Source organism: Vibrio cionasavignyae (assembly GCF_050337155.1).
Lineage (GTDB): Bacteria > Pseudomonadota > Gammaproteobacteria > Enterobacterales > Vibrionaceae > Vibrio > Vibrio nomapromontoriensis.
Map to the genome: position 1 here is coordinate 444,478 of NZ_JAKJSR010000011.1, position 21,906 is coordinate 466,383.

The window sequence follows — 21,906 nt, forward strand, 5'->3', positions numbered from 1 at the left end:
ACGTAAAATTATCGTCAGAAACTGTAATGAATTATCACAATAATAAACCTTATCCCGACATCACATATTTTCCAACGTTACCCCTTCATGAATGCAATATGAATTTCCCCCTCAGCATTGATTAACCTTACTGATATTACTATTTCGTCATCAACTGCATTGATAACAGCAGTATTAATAACTTCCACAACACGGAATAGGGACCAGGATATGAAACCAATTAGCATCGTCATCATTACGCTAAACGAAGAAAAACGCATCGCTAAACTACTCGGTGATTTATCAAAACAAACATATCAACAATTCGAAGTCATCCTTGTCGATTCAAACAGCGATGACCACACCACACAAGTGGCTGAAAAATTTCGACCAGCATTGCCATCCCTAACGGTGCACACCATGACAGAACGTGGCGTCAGCCGCGGGCGCAACACAGGCGCGAGGCTTGCCAATTATGAAAGACTTTTGTTCCTTGATGCCGATGTTAGGCTCGATAAGCAGTTTTTAGACAAGGCAATCACCAAACTACACAGCGAAAGGCTCGAAGTCGCCGGAGTATATATGGGCGCTCAACAACTAAGTTGGGGCTACAAATCTGGCTACGCGCTATTTAATGCTGGTCTATTTGCTACTCAATACTTCTTCCCTACCGCAGTTGGAGCCTGCATTTTCTCGACTCAAAGAGCCCATAAGGAAAACGGTGGATTTGATGAGGCCATCATCCTTTGTGAAGACTGCCACTACGTTAAAAAGGCGGCAAAGACATGGCGTTTTCGCTTCCTTCCACTGACTTTTCAATTCGATCCTCGTCGCTTAGAACAAGATGGTTTGTTCACAATGGGCCTCACCTACCTAAAAGCGAACGTACGACGCTTTTTGTTTGGCGAAATGCGCAACAACGAAATGAAATACCAATTTGGACATTACCAGTAACGGCCCTATTGATGATGCCAACTGCTGATACCAAACTACTGATACCAACCGCAGATCACCACCGTTGCTTATAAGGATGTAACAAGTACCTATGTTTGAAACTTTTGGCTTATTTCTAGGATCTTTACTAGACGCCACTATTGGTCCTAATTTATTTGTTCCTGGCGAACCTTTTATGATTGCCGCGGGTTATCAGCTCTACAGTGGCGGGTATCTTGCGCTACTAGCAGTATTACTTGGCGGTTTACTAGGAGATCAACTGAGCTACTTTATTGGTCGCCAATATGGATTTAACCTCCAAAAAAGTCTGCTTACATGGCAGCCGAAGGTTAGGCGACCACTTGCACGGTGTCGCTTAATGATGAAACGAAATACGTTTTTAATTTTGGCATTTTCAAGATTACTTGGTCCGGTTGCATGGGTAGTCCCCTTTATGGCCGGATCGAATCATATTGAATGGCGAAAATTCTCACTCTACGCCTCCATAGGCTTATTATTGGGCATCGGACAATTTGTTGTTTGGGGTTACCTATTAGCGGCTGGCATCGACAATATTCCAATATTTAGCGAAGTCAGCGAGTTTCTGTTTGAGCACAAATACACGTTAGGCGTCGCTCTCTTAACGATTGTGATGACCTATGTGGGCTTTAAGAAACAATGGCGATATCTTGGGTTCAAAGCGTTAAGCGGATTTCTTATTGGAATGTTGACCCTCAACTATTCGCATTTCTTTTGGTTTAGCGACGATGCTGTCTCCCCACTCTCAGCGACGAGCATCACTGAGACAGTCACCCTGGATAAACTTAACTACAAAGTCTTTGCTGGCCAGTCTTCCATTTATCCGGCTCAAGCATTAAACATTATTTATTTCGGAGCGTCTCCTACCCCACTAATGCAAAAACTGGGCTGGATACAAAACAAAACCTTCTCTCGTAATGAGCTTGAGTTTTGGGACTACGTCAACCTGCTTCAACGTAAAACGCCCCCGGTATCAGATCTGATATGGAACGGAGAACCTCAGCATTTGGCATTCCAACTCCCCGGAACCTTAACAAAACGCTCGCACATACGGTGGTGGAAAGCGGGCATTGACGCTGCAACGACTCAACCTATCTGGGTTGGTGCACTTAGTTTTGATAACGGTTTGACCATCACGCCTTACGGTGGAATTGTTACGATTCTTCATAGTATTTCACCCGATGTCGACAGTGAAAGAGACAAACTCAAAGCTGATGTGCTCAAAAGTAATGTTAAATGGCACGCAGAAAAGATCGCGCTAACGAGTGCGATCGCAATAGATAGCCGCCATGACTATTTCACCGATGGGGATATTTTAGTTGTATCGCCAAGTGAAGCACTGCATACAACAAAAGGTCATTGAAACATGATGCACCTTTGGAAAGCTATACCGCCGGAATCATAGTTCGGCTCCATACCGCCAATAACAAGGACGCACAGACGGCCCAGACTAATACTGCAGACACAAGCGTTGTAGTCAAACTAAAGAAATAGCTGAAGTGATAAACTGCGATTAGATAAGCGGCATAAGGAAGTAATGAGTACAAACCAAACAACGCGGTACTGCGCAATGCTTCCATATTTCTCTCGCTGGCAACAATGTAATGAGCAATGAGAGCAAAACTAGGAAAAAGCGGCACTAATCCGGCAATAAAAAAACTCTTACTTTTGGAAAGAATGGCAATCAATAAGACTGCCATTGCGCCCATGAGACATTTAAAAAATAGCGATAACACGAACAAGGATCCCTTTGCCATCCATATTGCGAATGAATATTGCGAATGAATAATGCGACAAAAAGTGCCCTGCACAAAACGTTACACATGGAAGAGTCCACGGTATATTACGTCTTCTGACTCTACATCGAAGCATTATAACGTTAGAGATTTTAGCGTAGTCGCGATGTAACAAGGAAACGAGAGGCTCGCAGCAGCTGTTTCCCACCACGTGAGAAAATGGCAAATTACGATTTATTGACAACGATTAGCGGCGACCAGTAACGTGGTGTTTATATTTGAATACTCAGGCATAAACACCACTTGTGGCACCACCAACCCTAAGAAGGTTAAGACTACTGGTTAGCTATTAAAGTACAGACAAACACGACGACCATCGACTTCTCTGATATCAAATGGAATTTCATAGATCGACTCCATGACGCTTTGCTCAACCACTTCATGGACAGTACCCGATTTAATCACCTGCCCCTTTTTCATGGCCACAATATTATCTGAATAACAGGAAGCAAAGTTGATGTCATGGATCACAATAACAACGGCCTTATCGAACTCATGGGCAAGTCGACGCAAGGTGTGCATGATTTCAACCGAATGTTTAATATCAAGATTATTAAGCGGTTCATCAAGAAAAACATAATCGGTGTCTTGTGCAACAACCATCGCAATAAACGCCATCTGGCGCTGACCGCCACTAAGCTGATCGAGATATCGATGTTGAATATCTTCAATACCTAGGTGCCCCAAAGCCTGATCAATAATGTCATTATCGGCCTGAGTAAGTCTTCCTTGCGAGTGCGGAAAACGACCAAATGAAACCAGCTCTCGGATAGTAAAGCGCATATTGATATTGTTTGACTGTCGTAACACCGCTAAGTGCTTAGCCAGCTCTTTGGTTTCCCATTCTGCCAATAATTTATCGCCAATTAAAACCTCGCCAGCATCACTTTGTGTTAAGCGACTTGCCATCGATAACAAGGTGCTTTTTCCTGCACCATTAGGGCCAATAATGGACGTGACTTCACCTTTGGGAAACAGAGCGTCTGCGTCTTGAACCACAAACGTCTTACCGTACTTTTTACTCAGCCCAGTTAACTTAATCACTCTAATACCCTTAATTAATTCTATTTCTTAGCAATAAAAACAAGAAGTAAGAACCACCAACCAAGTTGATAATCACACTGATTGTGGTTTGAAACACCAAGACTTTCTCTACAAACCACTGCCCTGTCACCAGCAATAATATCGCCAGTAAACTGCTCGCTATTATCAGAAAACGATGCTGATATTGATTGAACATTTCTCGCGTTAAGCTCACGGTAATCAGCCCAAAAAACAGCACAGGTCCAACAAGGGCGGTTGAAATCGCAATCATCACCGTGATAAGCATCATGATTCGTTGCGTAAGCTGTTTAGTATTCACGCCCAAACTGGTTGCATTGTCGACACCTAACCACAATACATCGAGCTTCGGCGCGTAGTGCCACAATAGAACCAAGCACAGAGCTAATGGAATCAAACTCCAATACACTAATGTTGCATTGATATTATTAAAGCTGGCAAACATCGAACTTTGAATAGTGGCAAATTCATTAGGATCGACGAGCATCGTTAAAAAACCCGTCACACTGCTAAATAAACTTCCGCACACAATACCAATCAATAACAACGTGAAGACATTGTTATCTTGACGTTTAAAGTAGAAGTGAAACAGCAACAAACTAAAGAAAACCATAATGAGCGTCGACAATAAGAAGTTACTCATTGCATGGATAACCCAAAAACTGCTGCTGCCTAAAATTACAACCATAAGTACCTGAATCATAAGATACAGGCTATCAAAACCCAAAATAGACGGCGTTAAAATACGGTTATTGGTAATGGTCTGAAATACCAACGAAGACGCTGAAATCGCGACGGCAGCCAAAACAATGGCCAAAATTTTCGGCGCACGACGAGACAAGAAGAACTGATAATTATCAGCCGTCAAGCCTTGGCCAATAAACCATGTAATGATGGCTAAACAACCCACCACCAATAAAGCCACTTTATAAGAATCACGCATGGGCTTTGTCTCTCAACACCAAATAGATAAACACGGCACCACCAAAAATACTGATGATCATTGAGATAGGCATTTCATACGGAAATATAATCACCCGACCTAAAATGTCAGATGACAATACCAGTATGACCCCCCAATATGCGGTCCAAGGTAAGATCTTCTTCATGTTGTCACCCATAAATAGTGACACTATGTTTGGTACAATCAGCCCTAGAAAAGGAATAACGCCGACGATCATCACCACAGTAGAGGCGCTCACAGCCACTAGGATTACGCCAAGAAAGACAATTTTCTGATAATCCAAGCCGATATTTTTTGCAAAACTTTCACCCACACTTGCTGCACTAAATTGGCTGGCATAATAATAAGCAAGTAAGCACGCTGGAATGGCTAAGTACAATATTTCGTAGCTACCTTGCAAAACACTGGCGAAATTGGCGACCGTCCAAGATGACATGGTTTGGACCAAGTCATATTTATAGGCAATAAAAGTCGTCAGCGCGGAAACCACATTGCCGTACATAATACCAATCAGCGGAACAAGAACCGCATTCTTAAACTGCAGCCTTTGCAAAAATCGTACGAAAAGCAAGGTACCTGCGACTGAGAAGGTAAAGATCACGCCTAAATGAGCCCATTGAGAGGCTCCACCAAGGAAGATTAGACCAACAACGTAGCCTAATAGTGCACAATCAATCGTACCCGTAGTGGATGGTGACGCGAATCTGTTTTGCACAATCTGCTGCATAATAAGACCAGCAACACTTAACCCTGCACCTGCTAACATAATGGCGATTAAACGCGGAATTCGACTCACCACGTAGATGGAATAGGCGTGTTCGTCGCCACGAAAGACATCTGCGAGCGAGACATTCGCGGCGCCAATTAGCAGTGACGACACTGCTAGAGCGCCTAATAATACAAGCGCGAAGAGATACTTATGAATAGCCATGAAACAACATTAGACTCAGAAAATTGGATTAAACCCAAAAAACAATATGGCTTGAACGCCATTTTACCGTAGGTAGGGCGAGTCTATAGACTCGCCCTAGTGTTCGAAGGTTTGAAAGTTAAAGGGCGCTAGTGATATCAGAGATCATCGTCTGCGTTGCTGTCACACCACCACCAGAGAGATACCAAGCATTAGGGTCAATGAACACCACTTTTTTAGCTTTGGCCGCTGGCGTTGAGTTAACGAGTGGGTTATTGAACATTTCCTTCGCTTTACCAACACTTCGACCAATCGCTTGCTCTCGGTCTAGAATAAAAATAACTTCTGGCTTCGCATCAGAAATATATTCAAATGAAATTAAGTTGCCATGGGAACCTTCAACAGGCGCAACATTTTGGCTGTTTGACTCAGCAAAGTTAAAGTCGTCAAAAATGATAGAGAATCGGCTACCTTTATTAAACATGGCGACGTTATTACCATTATTCATGAGCATTAATGCGTTCAATTGCTCTTCCTTGACTTGATCTGCAGCAGTCGTGAGCTGCGATTGTGTCTCTTCGATCAGTGTTTCCACTTCCTTTTCTTTATCGAATAATTGTCCGAGCATACGCCAGTTTGCCTGCGTATCTTGCCAGTACTGCCCGTTATCCACATAGAACATGACCGTCGGTGCGATCTCGTTTAACTCATCGTAGATTCTCAACATACGGTTTTCAGCAATAATAACGTCTGGCTTCAAGGTATAAATAGTTTCAAAATCAGGTTCACTTACTGAGCCAGTATTGCTTGTGGAATTTTTATACTGACTGAGATAAGACGGTAATAGTCCATGCGGAGCACCAATTGGCTGTACACCAATACGATCTAATACATCTAGGCTACCATTGCCCAGTACTACCACGCGTTTTGGTGTTTCTTTGAATTCAACACTTCCTTTGTAGTGATCAATCGTGACTGCAAAGGCGTGACCAACAAACATCGAACACGCGGCAACAGCGATGGTTGCACGCTTGATAAAACCGAAAACCTGATTCATTCCCTAATACCCTATATATCTTGTGGTTATATTAAACAAGCTCATTATCACCTCAATATAAATAGGAATCAATATCATTCTTATGATTAATTGCATTTTTATTGTCATTGATCATATTTGTATTTCACCGTTCACTGTCAGGCTTTACTAACAATCGTTGCTAAAACCGTCTCAATGTGAGGAATAAACGAGCAAGTTTCCGCTCTATCCACTCATAAAGCTTGAGAAGGCTCAAATTGGTGTTACATTCACTTACATAATGTAAATTTAAGGATGCATATGGCTGGTTTAAGTCTTCTCACACTCCTCGACGATATTACGGCAGTGCTCGACGATGTCGCGTTGCTATCAAAAGTAGCGGCAAAAAAGACCGCAGGTGTACTCGGTGATGATTTAGCACTCAATGCCCATCAAGTTTCTGGTGTGGCGGCAGAGCGAGAAATCCCCGTGGTCTGGGCTGTCGCCAAAGGCTCCTTTAAAAACAAATGTATATTGGTTCCTGCAGCGCTCATCATTAGCTTTATCGCGCCTTGGTTAATCAATCCCCTTCTGCTTTTAGGTGGTCTATTTCTCTGCTACGAGGGGGCAGAAAAAATCATTGAAAAACTTTTTCATAGCAAACACGAAAACGCCGAAGACGTCCCCACTCTCGACAGTGAGTCCATAGAAGAATACGAACAGAAGAAGATAGCCGGAGCAATCCGTACCGACTTCATCCTATCAGCTGAGATCATTGTCATCGCGTTGGGAACGGTACAGGGTCAGTCCACGACAATACAGATCTCAGTGGTGTCATTAATCGCTGTGTTAATGACAATTGGTGTTTATGGGTTAGTCGCAGGAATCGTAAAGCTCGATGACTTGGGCTTCTATTTAGATAGAAAGGGACAAGGGAAAGGTATTGTATCTTGGCTAGGAAGAGGCTTAATTGCTTTTGCCCCTAAGCTTATGAGAGTCCTAACCATTGTTGGTACTGCCGCCATGTTCTTAGTCGGAGGGGGGATTGTCGTGCATAATGTTCCGGCCGTACACCACCTAATAGAACCTATTATCATGGAGTTGCCTAATATCTCTTTTGCTAAAGCCACCATCCCTGTATTGCTAAATGGCGCTGTTGGCATCGTCGCCGGTGTGCTCGTTGTTGCCGTGATCGAAGCGATCACCAAAATTCGTGCTGCGGTGTCATCTTCATAATCACTCTTCTTAACAGTACTACAGACATAACGAACGGCCGTCATGATTCGCACCGTTCGCTATGTCGTTACATAGTCCTCTTTTCCCTGCCAATGAACACAATCAGACAAGAAAAAGTTGAATATGCGACATCCAGTCACAAAACCAGCCTAAGTTCGCTAGACACCATCCCACCTGTTGCATAATGTGTATTGATCGTCGTTATTGTTAGGAATTATGAATGGAATCGTCTACGCTACGCCGCCCTTTTTTAGTTTGGGTTCTTTTATGCGGCTCTACCTTAGTCGGATGTAGTGATTCCGAAGCCGTTTCACCAACTGAAATTAAGCCTAAGTTAGCCGTGGAGTCTTTACAACTTGTACAAGCGGAGCACTACAACGTCAAACGCGAGTATGTTGGAATAATTAAAGCTGCCCAAAAGGCAAATTTAGGGTTTGAGCTTGCGGGTAAAGTATCTGAAATTTACGTTGATGTTGGCGATCGCGTCGAAAAGGGACAATCGCTCCTAACACTGGATATCGAATTACTCAAAACAGAAGCTAATCAACTTAAAGCTCAAGATAAAGAGCTCAATGCGCGCCTAGATTTGGTCAAAGCCAACCTCAAACGTCAACAAGCCTTAAAAGCCAATGGCTTTAGTGCAGAGGCCGAAATGGACGCACTAGATAGCGAAGTTAGCGTATTAAACTCAAGCCTACTCGGGCTGAAAGCCTCACGAAATGCAAACCGATTACGCCAGCAAAAATCAACTATCCGAGCCCCCTTTTCAGGTATCATCAGCCACCGTTTTGTCACCGTTGGTGATGTAGTCAATGTTGGAAAACCAACATTAACCGTGTTATCTAATCAGGCCAAAGAAGCCGCGATCGGTATTCCAGCTAAGCAGCTAAACAAGGTATCTGCTCTGGCTTCCCCACAAATTAGAGTCGGGCAAAACACGTATTCTGCAACACTTATCAATCCAGGCGCTATTGTTGACATCCATTCTCGAAGTGTTGGGTTGCGCTATGTATTACCCCACAACCTTGGTTTACTAGAAGGGCAACTGGCTTACCTAAATTTTGACGAAAAGTACGATAAGACGGGTTTTTGGGTACCTATTTCAGCCCTAACCGATGGCATGCGTGGTGTCTGGAATGTGTACATCGTCAACGATAACCAAACAATAGAAAGCCGCACCATACAGGTGTTATTTGCCGACCAAAATAAGGCCTACGTTCAAGGCGCTATTCATGCTGGAGAACGCATTGTCGCCAGTGGTTTACACAGAATCGTACCTGGTCAACAGGTTAACACTCCACAATAGCAGGCACTTATCATGCATTTCGTTAAGGCCATCGCCAACACTCGACTACTGATATTGATTACAGCATTATTATTGGTTAGTGGTTACGCTGCCTATTCAACCTTGCCTCGAGCAGAAGACCCTATCATCAGTAACCGCTTTGCGACTGTGACCACCGTACTGTCCGGCGCCAGCGCTGAGCGCATAGAAACACTGGTCACTGAAGTCGTTGAGAACAAGCTACGAGAGCTCAATCAAATTAAGGTGCTCACTTCCACCTCCCGCCCCGGTGTATCAATTGTGACCGTTGAACTCAATGATGACATCACCGAGCCAGAACCAGTTTGGTCACAAACAAGAGACAAACTCGCGGATCTCCCCTCTTTATTGCCCGATGGTAGCAACACGCCCAAATTTGATAGCGACCATACCTATGCCTTTACCAGTATTATTGCACTAACTTGGAAGGATACTAGCGATGCCGATCTGTTAATCTTAGGTCGCTATGCAAAAGAGCTAGCTTCGCGGTTACGTAACCTCTCTGGTACAGAGTTTGTTGACGAATACGCACAACCCAAAGAGGAAATTCTCGTCAGCCTCGATACCTCCTCTGCCGCCGCGCTGGGGCGATCTAGTAGCAATGTTCTTGAATCTTTGCATGGTGCCGACGCTAAAAACCCTGCTGGCGAACTGCTCAGCCTAAACCATCGCTTTGGGCTAGAAATTGCGTCCGAGTTAGACTCGCTCAACCGCGTAAGGCAAGTCCCCATTAACGTCGATGGTAAAGGGCACATGATTCGTCTTGAGGATATTGCCACCGTTAGCCGAATGCCGAGTTTACCAGCAACCGAACTGGCCTATATTGATGGAAAAGTGGGTGTCATCGTAGCCGCTCGCATGCAACAGGAGCTGAGAGTTGACCGTTGGTCGGCAAGCATGGAAACGCTGGTCGAACAATTTCAACGTGATATTCCTAGTAACATTCACGTTGATATTATTTTTGACCAACAAGGCTATACCGATGCCAGAATGGGCGATCTTCGAAACAGTCTACTTCTTGGCTTTGCTCTAATTTTAATCGTGCTACTACTCACGCTAGGAGTAAGAGCTGCTATTTTGGTTGCCATTGCCTTGCCGTTAACTTCCATGTTGACGCTAACGTTAATGAAAATAACTGGCTTACCGATTAATCAAATGTCAGTGACTGGACTCATTGTTGCTTTAGGCATCATGGTCGATAACGCAGTGGTGATGGTCGACACTATTCAGCATAATCGAGTGTTAGGCCAATCTAAATCCAACGCCACACGCGCTGCGCTCAAGCACCTATGGCTTCCTTTACTTGGCTCTACGCTGACCACGGTTCTTGCGTTTATGCCTATAATTTTAATGCCGGGTGCAACGGGTGAGTTCGTCAGTGGCATCGGCATTACCGTTTGTTTTTCCCTCATTGGTTCTTACCTTATTTCACATACTCTCATTGCTGGTTTCGCCACTCGTTTTTTACCTGCTCACTATGAAGGCTCTCACTGGTACCATACCGGGCTTTCGATTCCAGTCATGTCAAAATGGTTCGAGGCTAGTGTTCGATCCGCCATTCGATTTCCGATGTTCGCCATCGCTTTGGTGTTGGGCGTCGCAATCACCGGTTTTTGGAGTACTACGCAATTAACTGAACAGTTTTTTCCTCCCTCCGACCGAGATATGTTCGAAGTTCAAATTTTCCTTCCTCCACAAGCGAGCATTGTTCAAACGAGCAATACGGCAATGCGTGTTGATGACATCATCCGTACCTACCCTAGTGTTGAGCACACTAACTGGATGATTGGCGCCAATTTTCCATCGTTTTACTACAATTTGCAGGCCAACCAACAAAACGCTCCATACTTCGCGCAAGCCATGATCAAAACTAAAGACTTCGCTGATGCAAACCGTATTATTCCCTTGATCCAAAATGCCTTAAATCATCAAGTTCCTCAGGCACAGATTTTAGTTCGCAAACTTGAACAAGGTCCTCCATTTAAGGCGCCAATTGAACTCAGAGTATTTGGAAACAACTTAGATACACTGAAATCTATTGGCCAGGACATTCGCCTTATTATGTCAAATACCCAGCATGTTACTCACACCAGAGAAACGCTACAGCCCGGGTTGCCTAAAGTGAAGCTTATGGTTAACGAAGAGGCCTCACAACTAAATGGCATTACATTAAATAAATTCGCTCGTTTACTTCAAACAACACTCATTGGCCGTAACAGTGGCACCGTTTTAGAAGGTGGGGAATCCATTCCTATTCGAGTTCGCGTTTCCGACGATGAACGGGAAAACATTACCCATTTAGGTAATCTACGATTACCTATTGCCTCGGAGAACTATTCAACGGGTATAAGTGTCTCTACCCTTGCAGAAATGGAACTGACCACCAGCAGAGGGGCGATAACTCGCCGTGGTGGACAACGGGTCAACACTATTGAAGGCTATATAGAGTCAGGTGTATTACCTCAAGCGGTACTTATTGAGTTCAAACAAGCGCTGCAAAACTACACGCTACCTCCCGGCTACCATATTGAATTTGGGGGGGAATCTGCTGGCAGAAATGAATCCATTAATAACTTAATATCAAACGTATTTGTCGTGGTGACTTTAATGGTATTGGTTGTGGTCATGTCGTTTAATTCATTTCGGATCAGCAGTATCATTTTCACGGTCGCAGGTCTGTCCGCGGGTTTAGGCATCTTATCCGTGTACTTATTCAATTACCCATTTGGTTTTACCGTGATCATTGGCCTACTCGGTGTCATCGGTCTTGCGATCAATGCTGCCATTGTCATATTGGCTGAATTAAAAGCGCGCCCCGAGACCAGTACTGGCGATAATGATGCTATCGTCGACGCCGTCATGTCATGCACTCGCCATATTACCTCAACAACCATTACCACCGTTGGCGGTTTCATCCCATTAATCATTGCAGGTGGCGGGTTCTGGCCGCCATTTGCGATTGCGATTGCTGGCGGTACCGTATTAACAACGATTATTTCATTCTATTTTGTCCCAGCAGCCTACCGGTTGCTGTGTGGTAAGCACCCTAAACACCTCAGCTCTACACAAGTGACTGGAGGCTGATTATGCACTTCACATAATCGCTAAATGAGCGCCATGACCCTGACTTGCTTTTATCACAAAGTGAGGACGGGTCATTCAATTTGCATCGCGCTATTGACTTAAATCGCAACAAGTCACGCATCATATGTTTCTTCTTTACCCACTCAACAACACACGATATATAAAACGACCTCATAATTTCTTTTCTTATCACCACACGTCACACTCGCCGATATTTTCTTTGTCAACAAAGCGCCACACACCCAATATAATTCAATTACTTACATGAATTATCGCTAGGGTCATTGACGCTCATTTTCCTTAGCAGTTTTCAAAATATTTCGATAGCGATTTTTTGTCGTCATGGTCATTTTTATTCGTTTTACTCTTTGATACTCAAGCCTCATAGTCGCGGTGATTTCTTAATCACTCCCCCTTTTCTTTTTACCAACCAATGAGGATCCTGCCTTGGAAAACACTCACGATTTCGCAGTTAAAGCTGGCTTTAAAGTACCGGTAATTGCGCTATCACTATATGCCGTTGCATCAGGTTATCTAATGAGCCTGATCCCACTAATGCTTAACGAATATGGTATTGATGCCAGTCAAGCAAGTTGGTTGGCGAGTGTATTTTATGCAGGATTACTTGTAGGCGCGGTGGCTATTGAACCCGCAGTAAAATACGTCGGGCACCGTATCGCTTTTGTTGCATGCCTTGCCGTTTTCGTACTGACTATTATTGCTTTACCTCTATTACCTGTAGCCAGCGTCTGGTTAATCGCTCGTTTTATCGCTGGTATTGCGGTCGCGGGCGTGTTTGTTATCGTTGAGTCTTGGTTGTTAACCGGAGACGAAACAAGCCGAGCGAAACGTCTTGGCTTATACATGGGTTCACTGTATGGCGGTTCAGCATTAGGGCAGCTTGGTATTGGTCTGATTGGCGTTGAAGGCATTATGCCTTTCATCGTTATTTTAACCATGCTTAGTGCAGCCATTATGGTGTTGCTCTTCATCCCAACACAGCAGCCACAAAGTGCACATTCAACGCCATTAACATGGAAGCAAATGAGCAAATTAAGCCACGCAGCCATCATTGGATGTATTGTGTCAGGTTTAACACTCGGTTCGATTTACGGTCTTATGCCGGTAGAGTTATCGCACCGCAATGTGTCTCAAGGGCACCTTAGTGCTCTAATGGCGTTAGTGATCTTGGGCGGCATGGCAGTACAACCTATTGTGCCAAGACTTATTCATAAAGTGGGCCGTACGCCACTGATGGGTATGTTTTGCTTGGTCGGTGTATTTGCAATCGGTTTAGTAATTTTAAGCAGTGACCTTAGCGTACTGGCGGTCAGTTTATTTTTGATCGGTTTTTCATGCTTCGCACTGTATCCGATTGCGATCAACCTAGGTTGTGACAAACTGGATGAAAACAATATTGTATCTGCAACGCAGGTGATGTTGTTTTGCTACAGTGTTGGCTCAGTCGCGGGACCGGTTATTGCTGACTGGTTTATGAATGGTACCCAAGGTCTAATGGCCTACTTGCTTGCGACTATGATGGCAACAGCCATTTACATGATCATTGCGAGCATTACGACCAAGAAGCACATGGTGGCTGGAGAGTAATCTCTTCACCTGACCATGTCTCCGGCTACTCGCCTCTCCAATTGCTAGTTTCTCTAGCGACTATTGCAGACAAGCCATCGAGTCTAACTCGATGGCTTAATTTTTAAGCTCGTTTTGTTGTAATCAAGCCTGTCATCGGTGCAATCGCCTCACTATCCGGGAACACATTCAGCAACGTAGCACTGTCCGCCAAATAATGATCAGCAAGTACGCCTTTTATGACCGCTCTAACATCCGTCGTAGGGGCTAAATCTCTGCCTTCGAACAATTTATCATCGGCTAATCCCGGCCAATCAGAAACTACTTGTCCCTTCTTGATCGCACCACCTGCCAATAACATGACATTTGCCGTGCCATGATCTGTGCCTTTGGTACCATTTTCACGTGCCGTTCGCCCAAACTCACTTGCACACATCACTACCGTTGATGACCACTTTTCACCTAAAGCGGATTTCAGTGCCAGCAATCCTTCATCCAATTTTTTCAGCTGGTTTGCTAGTCGTCCCTGAGTGGTTCCCTGCGCTGAGTGTGTATCCCAACCGCCAAGCTCTAGCACCGCAATATTGGGCCCTTGTGGTGAGTTAATAAACTTACCCGCCTGCGTCATCAAGTTAGCAAATTGCTTGCTTTGACTTCCTGTCCCTAGCATTTTCTCTAACTTCATGGCTTCCGAAAAATTCGAGCCAAGCTCGGGGTCGGATTGGAACAGATCGGCTAAGATCAGCGCCTGCTCTTCTTCCGCTTTTAGTTTGTGAGGATACCAACTGCTCACTTTCATCTCACCTTGAGCAATTAATGGCAACCCAGAATCAATCGCAATCGCTAAGTTACTCTTCTCACTCATCAAAAATCGATTCAGCCACCCTTCTCGCTCCAATGGGTTTAGTGTGCCATTTTCGAGTACCTTCTGACCATCAAAATGCGATCGGCTGCGATACCCAGTGGCACAAGCATGAACAAACATCGCCTCATCATTTTGATACCACTCAAAAACATTTTTGAGCGCCGGGTTCAACCCATAACCACCATCTAACCCGTGCAGTTCATTGGCGTTAAAAGCTAGGTTCGGTCTAAGCACCGAGTACGCTGTATCAAATGTCGGGACCACCACATTCAATCCATCCATCGCGCCTCTTAGTGTCACCCATACGAAAACATTCGGGCTTGCAGTTGCGGCGAATGCGAGATTAGGTAGGCAAGTCACTAGCGACGTTGCACCAATACCTTTCAAGAAATTTCTACGTGACGTCATTGTTCACCTACCTATACTGAAACTGAGGACTCATCCACAGCACCACCAACTTGGACACGGCATCTTGCGCTTTCTCAATCGCCACAAGGGTGTGCTCATCAACATTCTTGCCATACAGCCTTTGAAGAATATTATCGATATAATCTTGCGGACGCTGTTTATTGCGCTTTACTTGTCGAACCGCAAGTTGTGCGACTTGATTCGCTACCTGCCACCGCTGAGTCAACCCCGAAGCGCTATTATAGTCAGCATCTTGATCCGACCACCCTGCAGGTGACCCCGCCATGAAAGGCTCTTGTCCAAGCTGTCTTAGCATATAATGCATTTGCTTTTGATTAGGCTCAAAATCTGCGCTACGTAACACAGCGAAATACCACTCTTGCGGCGTTCTAAACCTTAAGTACTTAGGCTCAGTTGCTAATGGGCTAGCCATTAACATCTCGTAAACTGGCATCAACTGACCTTTTTTTTCCAGCCATACGTTCGCCAACGCCTCAACTAAGTCTTCATGACCAGCGCCGTAAAAGTGCTGTACTAACTTTCCACACACATGCCGCGCAGTCTCTGGACGCAATGCTAAGTCCGCTAAACACGCGATGCCCTGCGCTTCGCCCTCTTGCGAGTAAACTGTGTTTAATACTTGTATTGCCCCCGGTTCATGCAAGGCTGGTCTAAAAATATAGCCGGCCTCTTTTGATCCCATGGTTACTGTCCAGCCCGTAATACCCTGCGCAAGTTCTATGACATCCGTTTGTGTATAACCGCCACTCACTCCTAGGGTGTGTAATTCAAGTATCTCCCGTGCAAGGTTTTCATTCAGTCCTTTATTGCGTTTTTTGCCCGCTTTTGAATTCGGTCCAATTGATTGATGGTTATCCAGAAACATCAGCATGGTCGGGTGCTGACAGACGGCAATCAACATAGAACTAAAGTCAGACTTCCAAGCCGTACGAATAACATCATTTTCTACGCCAGACGCAATAGGTCGCACACGTCTCGTATCGGCTGAAATAGCAAAGTGATTGCTCCAGAACTGAATGAGCCGTTCTTGAAATCCATAAGGTGAATATAACGATTGAAGATTGCGAGCATGAACAAGGGTCCGATAACTCTCTTGAAAGAAAGCATTATTGGTTTTAGAGAACGTCTGTTTTTCTTCCGGAGTCTTGGCATCCTTACGTCGACGATTTAGCTCCCCCATATGAGCGAGCATTTCAGAGGTAGATGGTAGCTGGGCGATCGAGTCATGAGTATAAATGTCGACCTGCAGCTGCTTTGCCAGCGAAAGAGGTGCACTGGCATCTCCAACCCGTATACCTAATCCAAATCGTTGTGGAGCGGTCACCGCCCGAATCTGTGCACTGTCCATGGTACTTCTCACCTTGTTGTCACCTTTCCTAGTTATATTTTAGACCGAAAGAATAAATAGCAGCGCCGTTAGTGGTTAATTTAAAATACAACCCATACAAATATTCAATCAAACAACTCTGCAGCATACTCGTGATATATAATTGTTTTTATACTCTTTTTCGTCAGAACTGCGTTTTCTTTTGCCTTTGTTGTTAAATTTGATACCTAGCCCAAAAAAACGGTATTTCCCGCAGAAGAAATGATGCGAATATGTTGCTGAATTGTTATCTTTTGCATATAGAAAAACGGAGGAGAAACGAAATGGATGATCTACAATTTTATGTAACGCATGATTACTGCCCAAATTGCAATGCCGTCACGACGCAGGATGTTTTTGAACTGAATGAGCAACATACTCAAGACGGGCAGAAAGTAGGTGTTAAAACCGAACACACTTGTGAACGTTGCCAGTCTTCCTATTAGCTACTTCAATAAATTAGCTACTTCGATTAATTAGTTACAAATCGATTTATAACAGAGATTCGGTTTGTAACGGCAATCGGCATAGTTAGCCAAATTGCATAGCTGGTCATGATAAATAAAAGATAAAAAAACGGCGCTCATTTTAGAGCGCCGTTTCTATTTAGTCTTTAGTTTGTGTTCTTGTAGCTTGAGCTAAAGCAAGTGGTCTATGAACGTTTAGGTTGCATATAGGTTTTACCAGCCGCTTTGTACGTATCGCTTTGCTTTAAGTCAAAAAGAGCATCAAAGAACCAAGCGACAAATTTAATGACATCATCACCTTCGTTCATAATGTGCTCAACATACTCTTCATCTTCACCAGCATCATTGGTTCGAACAGACACATGATAGATACGTTGATCACCATCGACATCCGCCAAAGCAAACTGACCAGTTAGGCTTTCTGCCGCTTCTGCAACATCTTCATCGTCACATGCTTTTAGTGCGTTTAACGCATCAGGTAGTGCTTTAAATAAACACAGCTCTTTTACCAACTTTTCGAATTCATCTTGTTGCATTAGTGTCACCATATTGTGGTTGCGATTATAAGCTCGCAACTTTCATTTCTTGTTTCTTAAGCATCGCATCCAGCTCATCTCGACGGGCGATAAATTGCTTAAGTTCGCTCTTTGGCACAGAGTCTGCCATAGGAATGTTTGCACGCATAGCGTTAACCGGCCTACCACGAACGATTAGCTCATAATGCAAATGGGGACCGGTTACACGCCCGGTAGCACCAGATAAGCCAATGCGTTGCCCACGGGTAATTTTCTGTCCCTTTTTCACCAATATCTTACTTAAATGTAGATAACGGGTTTTATATGGACCACCATGGTCAACAACAACATACTTACCTGCATAAGGGTGATTCCTCACCATAGCAACAACGCCGTCCCCTGTGGTTAACACAGGAGTACCAGTACGCACGCCAAAATCGGTACCATTATGTGGCGAAACTCGTCCTGTCACCGGGTGACGGCGGTTAGGGTTAAAACCCGACGTAATTCGGGTGTTTTTTACTGGGTAGCGCATAAAGGCACGTTGCAGACTTTCACCTGCGGCATCGTAGTATTGACCATTCGAGTGCAAATAAGCCGAGTACATAGCGCCACGATTAAAAATCTTAATCGCTTGAATTTCAGAGTTTCCCGTTGGTACACCCTCTACCGTTTGACTACTTTTGACGACTTCAAATTGATCGCCAGCACGCAAGTCTCGAGCAAAATTAATCTTATCTTTTAACAAGGTAACGACTTGGCTAATTTCATTTGGACCAAGACCAAGTTTATTAGCAGAAGCCGAAAAGCTGCCATTAATCTCACCAACAAGCGCAGCACTTTTCCAAACGCCAGGTATTGAAATGTCTTCGAATTCAAAACTGCCATCATCTAATCGATGATAAACGGCTTTTTCCGCGACATTACGACCTAATTCTAACTTCGTCAGAGCTTGAGTTTCCTCATCCTGCCAAAAGCGAATTTTATCGCCAGGACGCAGCGTATCTAGCACCAAGAAGTTCAGGTCTGTTTCCATTACAGACATCATATCTCTGTAAGGGAAACCAAGCTGATCAAAAATTTGGCTTAAGCTGTCTCCAGATTGAACTGTATAAGCGTATTTAGGAGGCTGAACCTCTACGGTTTTATTGGCTGACAATGCCTCGACGATAGGAGAGTCATTAAGATCTAAGTCAACCGTTCCTTTTAACGTAGAGTCAGGCAGACTGTGTAAAAAAGCAAAGGCGGCCAAAAACGGCACGGTGAAAGCAATGCTTCTTTTTAATTTTGAGTTACGAGCCTGAGTGCTTGCCGCACTTGGTTCGCCCGGTATTTGATTTGATTGCACAATGGTTCCAATGCAGCTCATAAGAAGGCTAATAGAGTAAACTTTTCTGATGTCAATTGCATCAGTCGTTAGGGAAAGAAAACGTAAAACATGTGATTGGAATGTAAAAAAGCGAAGCTATGAGCTTCGCTTTTCATCAATATGGTACCATTTCAATTAGGCCGTTCTAACTTAAGCCGTTCTAACAATACAGTTATCAGCGCCGAAACCATTCGGTACATAGTGGTCCGCTTCGGCATCGTTCACCCACTCCGTATCATTAACCAGATAACGGAATTGATACTCCGCGCCTTTTGGCAGTCGAGTACGGTATTTAAACGACTTAGATTTGGCGACTTTCTTCATTTGAATTGGCTGCCAATCATGAAACTCTGCCATCAACACCACACTATCAACATTCGCTGCATCGAGTTCGAACGTTACCTCTACTTCATCTTTCGTTTTAAAAAAACGCTTATTGATCATCGCAAGCTCCATTTGTACAAAAATTAACAACATCTAGATGCATACTATTCAATTAAACTCACATTCACAACACTGAGAGCACGAGAAAATTATCAAATAGCCCAATAACACAAGGGAATTATTGGCAGTTTAGCTGATTGATTTTTGCAGTTTCACACGTTAACGTGACCTCTTTCTGCGGGCTCTCACTCATCGCCTGCCCTGCGGCATGCTGTTTAAAACGCACTTCAATGTGATGTTTCCAGTCCACCATAGACACCTGCACCCTGTCACCAAGCAACACAGAGTCTACAAGAATGATCCTTTGTCTTGCCGTATCCCAATCAAACAATCCTAAGTAATAAAACACACCAGACCCTTGATTACTGACCGCAAAAGGCACAATGACTTTGGACAACACACCTTGTTCCATTTGCTCTTGTTTAAATTGATACAACAAGTAAACATGACCGCGCTCCATACCGTTATCGTATCGTCCCGATGCGACTTGCTTAACCTCGTCGATATCAGTCAGTAAAGAAAACGCGCTGGTATCTGGCACCTGAAGCGTCCAAGGATTTGGCGTAGATAGTCCTAGAATTTGATTTACCACCGCATCACTTTGCATTTGCTGTGAGGGAAATTTGGCTAAGATCTCTTCATCCGTTAACGAGAATCGATAAACCCCTGCAATGACAACAATAAGCAACAAGACAATTGGCACTAATAAAATGAGCGGGATAGGCAACTTTTTTCTTTTCATACTGGTTTAGCTCTGATTCCATATTTTGAAACAATTCCATTTCGATACCCTATGTCTTCGGTACCACCTTTGCTTTAGATTCTATAGTGTAGCGAGTTAAACCGCACACTCAAACCTTCTCTTAGCCACTATACTGTAACCATCGCTAACACCAAGGATGAATAAAGCAGGGCAAAGTTTGCGTAGATTATGAATATTTAGTCTTCATTGATGAATAGTATTGCTTCGACGCGCAAAAAAAAGTAATCTTTGCCCCACTTGAGCAAATATGGATGTTTAGTGAATAATCAAGCGATGGAACCGCTGATATTAACTAGTTGTAACACGAGATAAAAATGCAAAATAGCGCTCAACCTGTCCCTGAGACAGGCAAAAAAGGCAATTTCTGGATGTTTTTCATCCCGTCATTAGTGGGTTTATTCCTGTTCATGGCACCTATTAGCTACGATGGTGGTTTGACGATTCCTGTCGCCGTTTTAGCCAAATCTCTACAAGCGGCAGTTGGCGACATTATCGTCCCTCTTGTCACCGCAATTATTGCTTTGATGGCAGCAGCGTCTATTTTAACTCGCATTTTTAAGCCTGCTTTTATCAACAATAACGATTTCCTAAATGGCTTATTCAACCCAAGCCCAATGTGGTTGGTGGTAAGACTTATTGGCGGCCTTGCAGCCATGATGACTTACTTTCAATTTGGTCCTGAAGCCATTTGGGAAGAGAACACTGGTGGGCTGGTCTTAGAGGGCTTATTACCAACACTGTTTTCGGTATTCATCTTCGCTGGATTACTCCTTCCATTGCTGCTCAACTTCGGTCTATTAGAGTTGTTTGGCGCGCTATTAAGTAAAATTATGCGCCCGATATTCAACTTACCTGGCCGTGGCGCGATTGACTGTATGGCGTCTTGGCTTGGAGACGGCAGCGTCGGTATTCTATTAACCAGTAAGCAATACGAAGCCAAATTTTACACCATGCGCGAAGCGGCGGTGATTGGTACTACCTTCTCGGCGGTGTCGATTACGTTTAGCCTTGTGGTTATTGCTCAGGTTGAATTGGAACACTTATTCTTACCATTTTATGGCGCTATTTGCTTAGCGGGTATCGTTGCTGCCATCATTATTCCTCGCCTTCCACCACTTAGAAATAAGAAAGACGTATTTATTGATGGCACCAAACCTGCTGCCGATGCAGAAGTCACCCCTGCAGGCATGTCCACCTTCTCTTGGGGGTTGGATATGGCGCTTAGACGCTCAGGCACTGTTACTTCTGCTAAGTCAGTATTTGGTGAAGGTATCAAGAATGCCGTCGACATGGTCTTCGGTGTGCTTCCTGTAGTCATGGGGCTGGGTACCGTTGCTCTGGTCATTGCGGAATACACAACCGTGTTTGAAGTATTAGGCACTCCGTTCATCCCATACCTTGAGTTATTGGGCGTTCCAGAGGCAGTGGCAGCGTCGAAGACGATTGTTGTTGGTTTTGCTGACATGTTCATCCCGTCGATTCTTGCCGCTTCCATTGACAACGAAATGACTCGTTTCGTCATTGCAGCAATGTCGGTTACGCAGCTTATTTACATGTCTGAAGTCGGTGCTCTGCTGTTAGGAAGCCGTATCCCAGTTAATATTATCGAACTGTTCGCTATTTTCATCTTGCGTACACTGATTACGCTACCTGTGATTGCTGGTGTTGCTCACCTGATTTTCTAATCACGAATACGAAAATCAAAGGCTCGCTTCGGCGAGCCTTTTTTATTGCAACGCATCTTTACCTTCTCGACTTT

19 protein-coding genes are annotated in these 21,906 nt (G+C 44.2%); 8 read left to right on the plus strand and 11 right to left on the minus strand.

Features of this window, described 5'->3' with window-relative positions:
- Positions 1–177 precede the first annotated feature (177 nt).
- Both L4D74_RS07635 and L4D74_RS07640 read left to right on the plus strand, forming a co-directional pair.
- Positions 178–933: a glycosyltransferase family 2 protein gene (locus tag L4D74_RS07635; protein ID WP_489686466.1), complete on the plus strand. Its 756-nt coding sequence runs from the start codon at positions 178–180 to the stop codon at positions 931–933.
- Between the two features lie 91 nt (positions 934–1,024).
- Positions 1,025–2,314 (plus strand): LssY C-terminal domain-containing protein, encoded by a 1,290-nt coding sequence (locus L4D74_RS07640; protein ID WP_428751522.1) that lies wholly within the window; start codon positions 1,025–1,027, stop codon positions 2,312–2,314.
- A gap of 22 nt (positions 2,315–2,336) precedes the next feature.
- Here L4D74_RS07640 and L4D74_RS07645 read toward each other — a convergent pair whose 3' ends face one another.
- The 5 genes from L4D74_RS07645 to L4D74_RS07665 all read right to left on the minus strand — a co-directional run bounded on the left by L4D74_RS07645 (position 2,337) and on the right by L4D74_RS07665 (position 6,740).
- Positions 2,337–2,687: a GlpM family protein gene (locus tag L4D74_RS07645; RefSeq protein WP_428751523.1), complete on the minus strand. Its 351-nt coding sequence runs from the start codon at positions 2,685–2,687 to the stop codon at positions 2,337–2,339.
- A 342-nt stretch (positions 2,688–3,029) separates the two neighbouring features.
- Positions 3,030–3,791 carry an iron ABC transporter ATP-binding protein gene (locus tag L4D74_RS07650; protein WP_428751524.1) on the minus strand — a complete coding sequence of 254 codons (762 nt, stop codon included), beginning with the start codon at positions 3,789–3,791 and terminating at the stop codon, positions 3,030–3,032.
- Positions 3,792–3,801: 10 nt separating this feature from the next.
- Positions 3,802–4,752 carry an iron chelate uptake ABC transporter family permease subunit gene (locus L4D74_RS07655; protein WP_428751525.1) on the minus strand — a complete coding sequence of 317 codons (951 nt, stop codon included), beginning with the start codon at positions 4,750–4,752 and terminating at the stop codon, positions 3,802–3,804.
- Positions 4,745–5,704 (minus strand): ABC transporter permease, encoded by a 960-nt coding sequence (locus L4D74_RS07660; RefSeq protein WP_428751526.1) that lies wholly within the window; start codon positions 5,702–5,704, stop codon positions 4,745–4,747. The genes L4D74_RS07655 and L4D74_RS07660 overlap by 8 nt, the downstream gene beginning before the upstream one ends.
- Positions 5,705–5,822: 118 nt before the next feature.
- Positions 5,823–6,740, minus strand: coding sequence for a siderophore ABC transporter substrate-binding protein (locus L4D74_RS07665; RefSeq protein ID WP_428751527.1), 918 nt, complete (start codon positions 6,738–6,740; stop codon positions 5,823–5,825).
- A gap of 279 nt (positions 6,741–7,019) precedes the next feature.
- On the opposite strand from L4D74_RS07665, the gene L4D74_RS07670 reads away from it, so the two are divergent.
- The 4 genes from L4D74_RS07670 to L4D74_RS07685 all read left to right on the plus strand — a co-directional run bounded on the left by L4D74_RS07670 (position 7,020) and on the right by L4D74_RS07685 (position 13,950).
- Positions 7,020–7,934 carry a DUF808 domain-containing protein gene (locus L4D74_RS07670; protein WP_428751528.1) on the plus strand — a complete coding sequence of 305 codons (915 nt, stop codon included), beginning with the start codon at positions 7,020–7,022 and terminating at the stop codon, positions 7,932–7,934.
- A 220-nt stretch (positions 7,935–8,154) separates the two neighbouring features.
- Positions 8,155–9,240 carry an efflux RND transporter periplasmic adaptor subunit gene (locus L4D74_RS07675; protein WP_428751529.1) on the plus strand — a complete coding sequence of 362 codons (1,086 nt, stop codon included), beginning with the start codon at positions 8,155–8,157 and terminating at the stop codon, positions 9,238–9,240.
- A 12-nt stretch (positions 9,241–9,252) separates the two neighbouring features.
- Complete coding sequence (locus L4D74_RS07680; RefSeq protein ID WP_428751530.1) at positions 9,253–12,342, plus strand: efflux RND transporter permease subunit; 3,090 nt, start codon at positions 9,253–9,255, stop codon at positions 12,340–12,342.
- A 447-nt stretch (positions 12,343–12,789) separates the two neighbouring features.
- Entirely contained in the window at positions 12,790–13,950 is a 1,161-nt protein-coding gene (locus L4D74_RS07685) for an MFS transporter (RefSeq protein WP_428751531.1), read from the plus strand.
- Positions 13,951–14,053: 103 nt separating this feature from the next.
- On the opposite strand, the gene L4D74_RS07690 is transcribed toward L4D74_RS07685, so the two are convergent.
- Together L4D74_RS07690 and L4D74_RS07695 are read right to left on the minus strand one after the other, a co-directional pair.
- The gene (locus L4D74_RS07690) at positions 14,054–15,202 is read right to left on the minus strand and encodes a DUF1501 domain-containing protein (RefSeq protein WP_428751532.1); all 1,149 of its coding nucleotides are present in this window, start codon (positions 15,200–15,202) and stop codon (positions 14,054–14,056) included.
- 7 nt (positions 15,203–15,209) lie between these two features.
- Complete coding sequence (locus L4D74_RS07695; RefSeq protein WP_428751534.1) at positions 15,210–16,571, minus strand: DUF1800 domain-containing protein; 1,362 nt, start codon at positions 16,569–16,571, stop codon at positions 15,210–15,212.
- 302 nt (positions 16,572–16,873) lie between these two features.
- Between L4D74_RS07695 and L4D74_RS07700 the strand changes: the two genes are divergently transcribed.
- Positions 16,874–17,035: a hypothetical protein gene (locus L4D74_RS07700; protein WP_428751535.1), complete on the plus strand. Its 162-nt coding sequence runs from the start codon at positions 16,874–16,876 to the stop codon at positions 17,033–17,035.
- 206 nt (positions 17,036–17,241) lie between these two features.
- Here the strand turns inward: L4D74_RS07700 and L4D74_RS07705 are convergent, their stop codons facing one another.
- From L4D74_RS07705 to L4D74_RS07720, 4 genes are all read right to left on the minus strand, one after another.
- The gene (locus L4D74_RS07705; protein WP_428751536.1) at positions 17,242–17,592 is read right to left on the minus strand and encodes a hypothetical protein; all 351 of its coding nucleotides are present in this window, start codon (positions 17,590–17,592) and stop codon (positions 17,242–17,244) included.
- A gap of 25 nt (positions 17,593–17,617) precedes the next feature.
- A complete protein-coding gene (locus tag L4D74_RS07710; protein WP_428751537.1) occupies positions 17,618–18,940 on the minus strand; it encodes a peptidoglycan DD-metalloendopeptidase family protein in 1,323 nt (440 codons plus the stop codon).
- Positions 18,941–19,090: 150 nt separating this feature from the next.
- On the minus strand, positions 19,091–19,384 hold the full coding sequence (locus tag L4D74_RS07715; protein WP_265677750.1) for an isoamylase early set domain-containing protein: 294 nt from the start codon (positions 19,382–19,384) through the stop codon (positions 19,091–19,093).
- Between the two features lie 118 nt (positions 19,385–19,502).
- Complete coding sequence (locus tag L4D74_RS07720; RefSeq protein WP_428751538.1) at positions 19,503–20,126, minus strand: hypothetical protein; 624 nt, start codon at positions 20,124–20,126, stop codon at positions 19,503–19,505.
- 335 nt (positions 20,127–20,461) lie between these two features.
- On the opposite strand from L4D74_RS07720, the gene L4D74_RS07725 reads away from it, so the two are divergent.
- Positions 20,462–21,832, plus strand: coding sequence for a YjiH family protein (locus tag L4D74_RS07725; protein WP_428751540.1), 1,371 nt, complete (start codon positions 20,462–20,464; stop codon positions 21,830–21,832).
- The last annotated feature ends 74 nt before the right edge of the window (positions 21,833–21,906 follow it).

Coding starts and splice junctions, on each gene's coding strand:
- L4D74_RS07640 (WP_428751522.1), top strand. CDS start 1,025: ATGTTTGAAACTTTTGGCTTATTTCTAGGATCTTTACTAGACGCCACT.
- L4D74_RS07665 (WP_428751527.1), bottom strand. CDS start 6,740: ATGAATCAGGTTTTCGGTTTTATCAAGCGTGCAACCATCGCTGTTGCC.
- L4D74_RS07715 (WP_265677750.1), bottom strand. CDS start 19,384: ATGATCAATAAGCGTTTTTTTAAAACGAAAGATGAAGTAGAGGTAACG.
- L4D74_RS07695 (WP_428751534.1), bottom strand. CDS start 16,571: ATGGACAGTGCACAGATTCGGGCGGTGACCGCTCCACAACGATTTGGA.
- L4D74_RS07725 (WP_428751540.1), top strand. CDS start 20,462: ATGCAAAATAGCGCTCAACCTGTCCCTGAGACAGGCAAAAAAGGCAAT.
- L4D74_RS07680 (WP_428751530.1), top strand. CDS start 9,253: ATGCATTTCGTTAAGGCCATCGCCAACACTCGACTACTGATATTGATT.
- L4D74_RS07705 (WP_428751536.1), bottom strand. CDS start 17,592: ATGCAACAAGATGAATTCGAAAAGTTGGTAAAAGAGCTGTGTTTATTT.
- L4D74_RS07690 (WP_428751532.1), bottom strand. CDS start 15,202: ATGACGTCACGTAGAAATTTCTTGAAAGGTATTGGTGCAACGTCGCTA.
- L4D74_RS07710 (WP_428751537.1), bottom strand. CDS start 18,940: ATGAGCTGCATTGGAACCATTGTGCAATCAAATCAAATACCGGGCGAA.
- L4D74_RS07675 (WP_428751529.1), top strand. CDS start 8,155: ATGGAATCGTCTACGCTACGCCGCCCTTTTTTAGTTTGGGTTCTTTTA.
- L4D74_RS07700 (WP_428751535.1), top strand. CDS start 16,874: ATGGATGATCTACAATTTTATGTAACGCATGATTACTGCCCAAATTGC.
- L4D74_RS07720 (WP_428751538.1), bottom strand. CDS start 20,126: ATGAAAAGAAAAAAGTTGCCTATCCCGCTCATTTTATTAGTGCCAATT.
- L4D74_RS07655 (WP_428751525.1), bottom strand. CDS start 4,752: ATGCGTGATTCTTATAAAGTGGCTTTATTGGTGGTGGGTTGTTTAGCC.
- L4D74_RS07670 (WP_428751528.1), top strand. CDS start 7,020: ATGGCTGGTTTAAGTCTTCTCACACTCCTCGACGATATTACGGCAGTG.
- L4D74_RS07660 (WP_428751526.1), bottom strand. CDS start 5,704: ATGGCTATTCATAAGTATCTCTTCGCGCTTGTATTATTAGGCGCTCTA.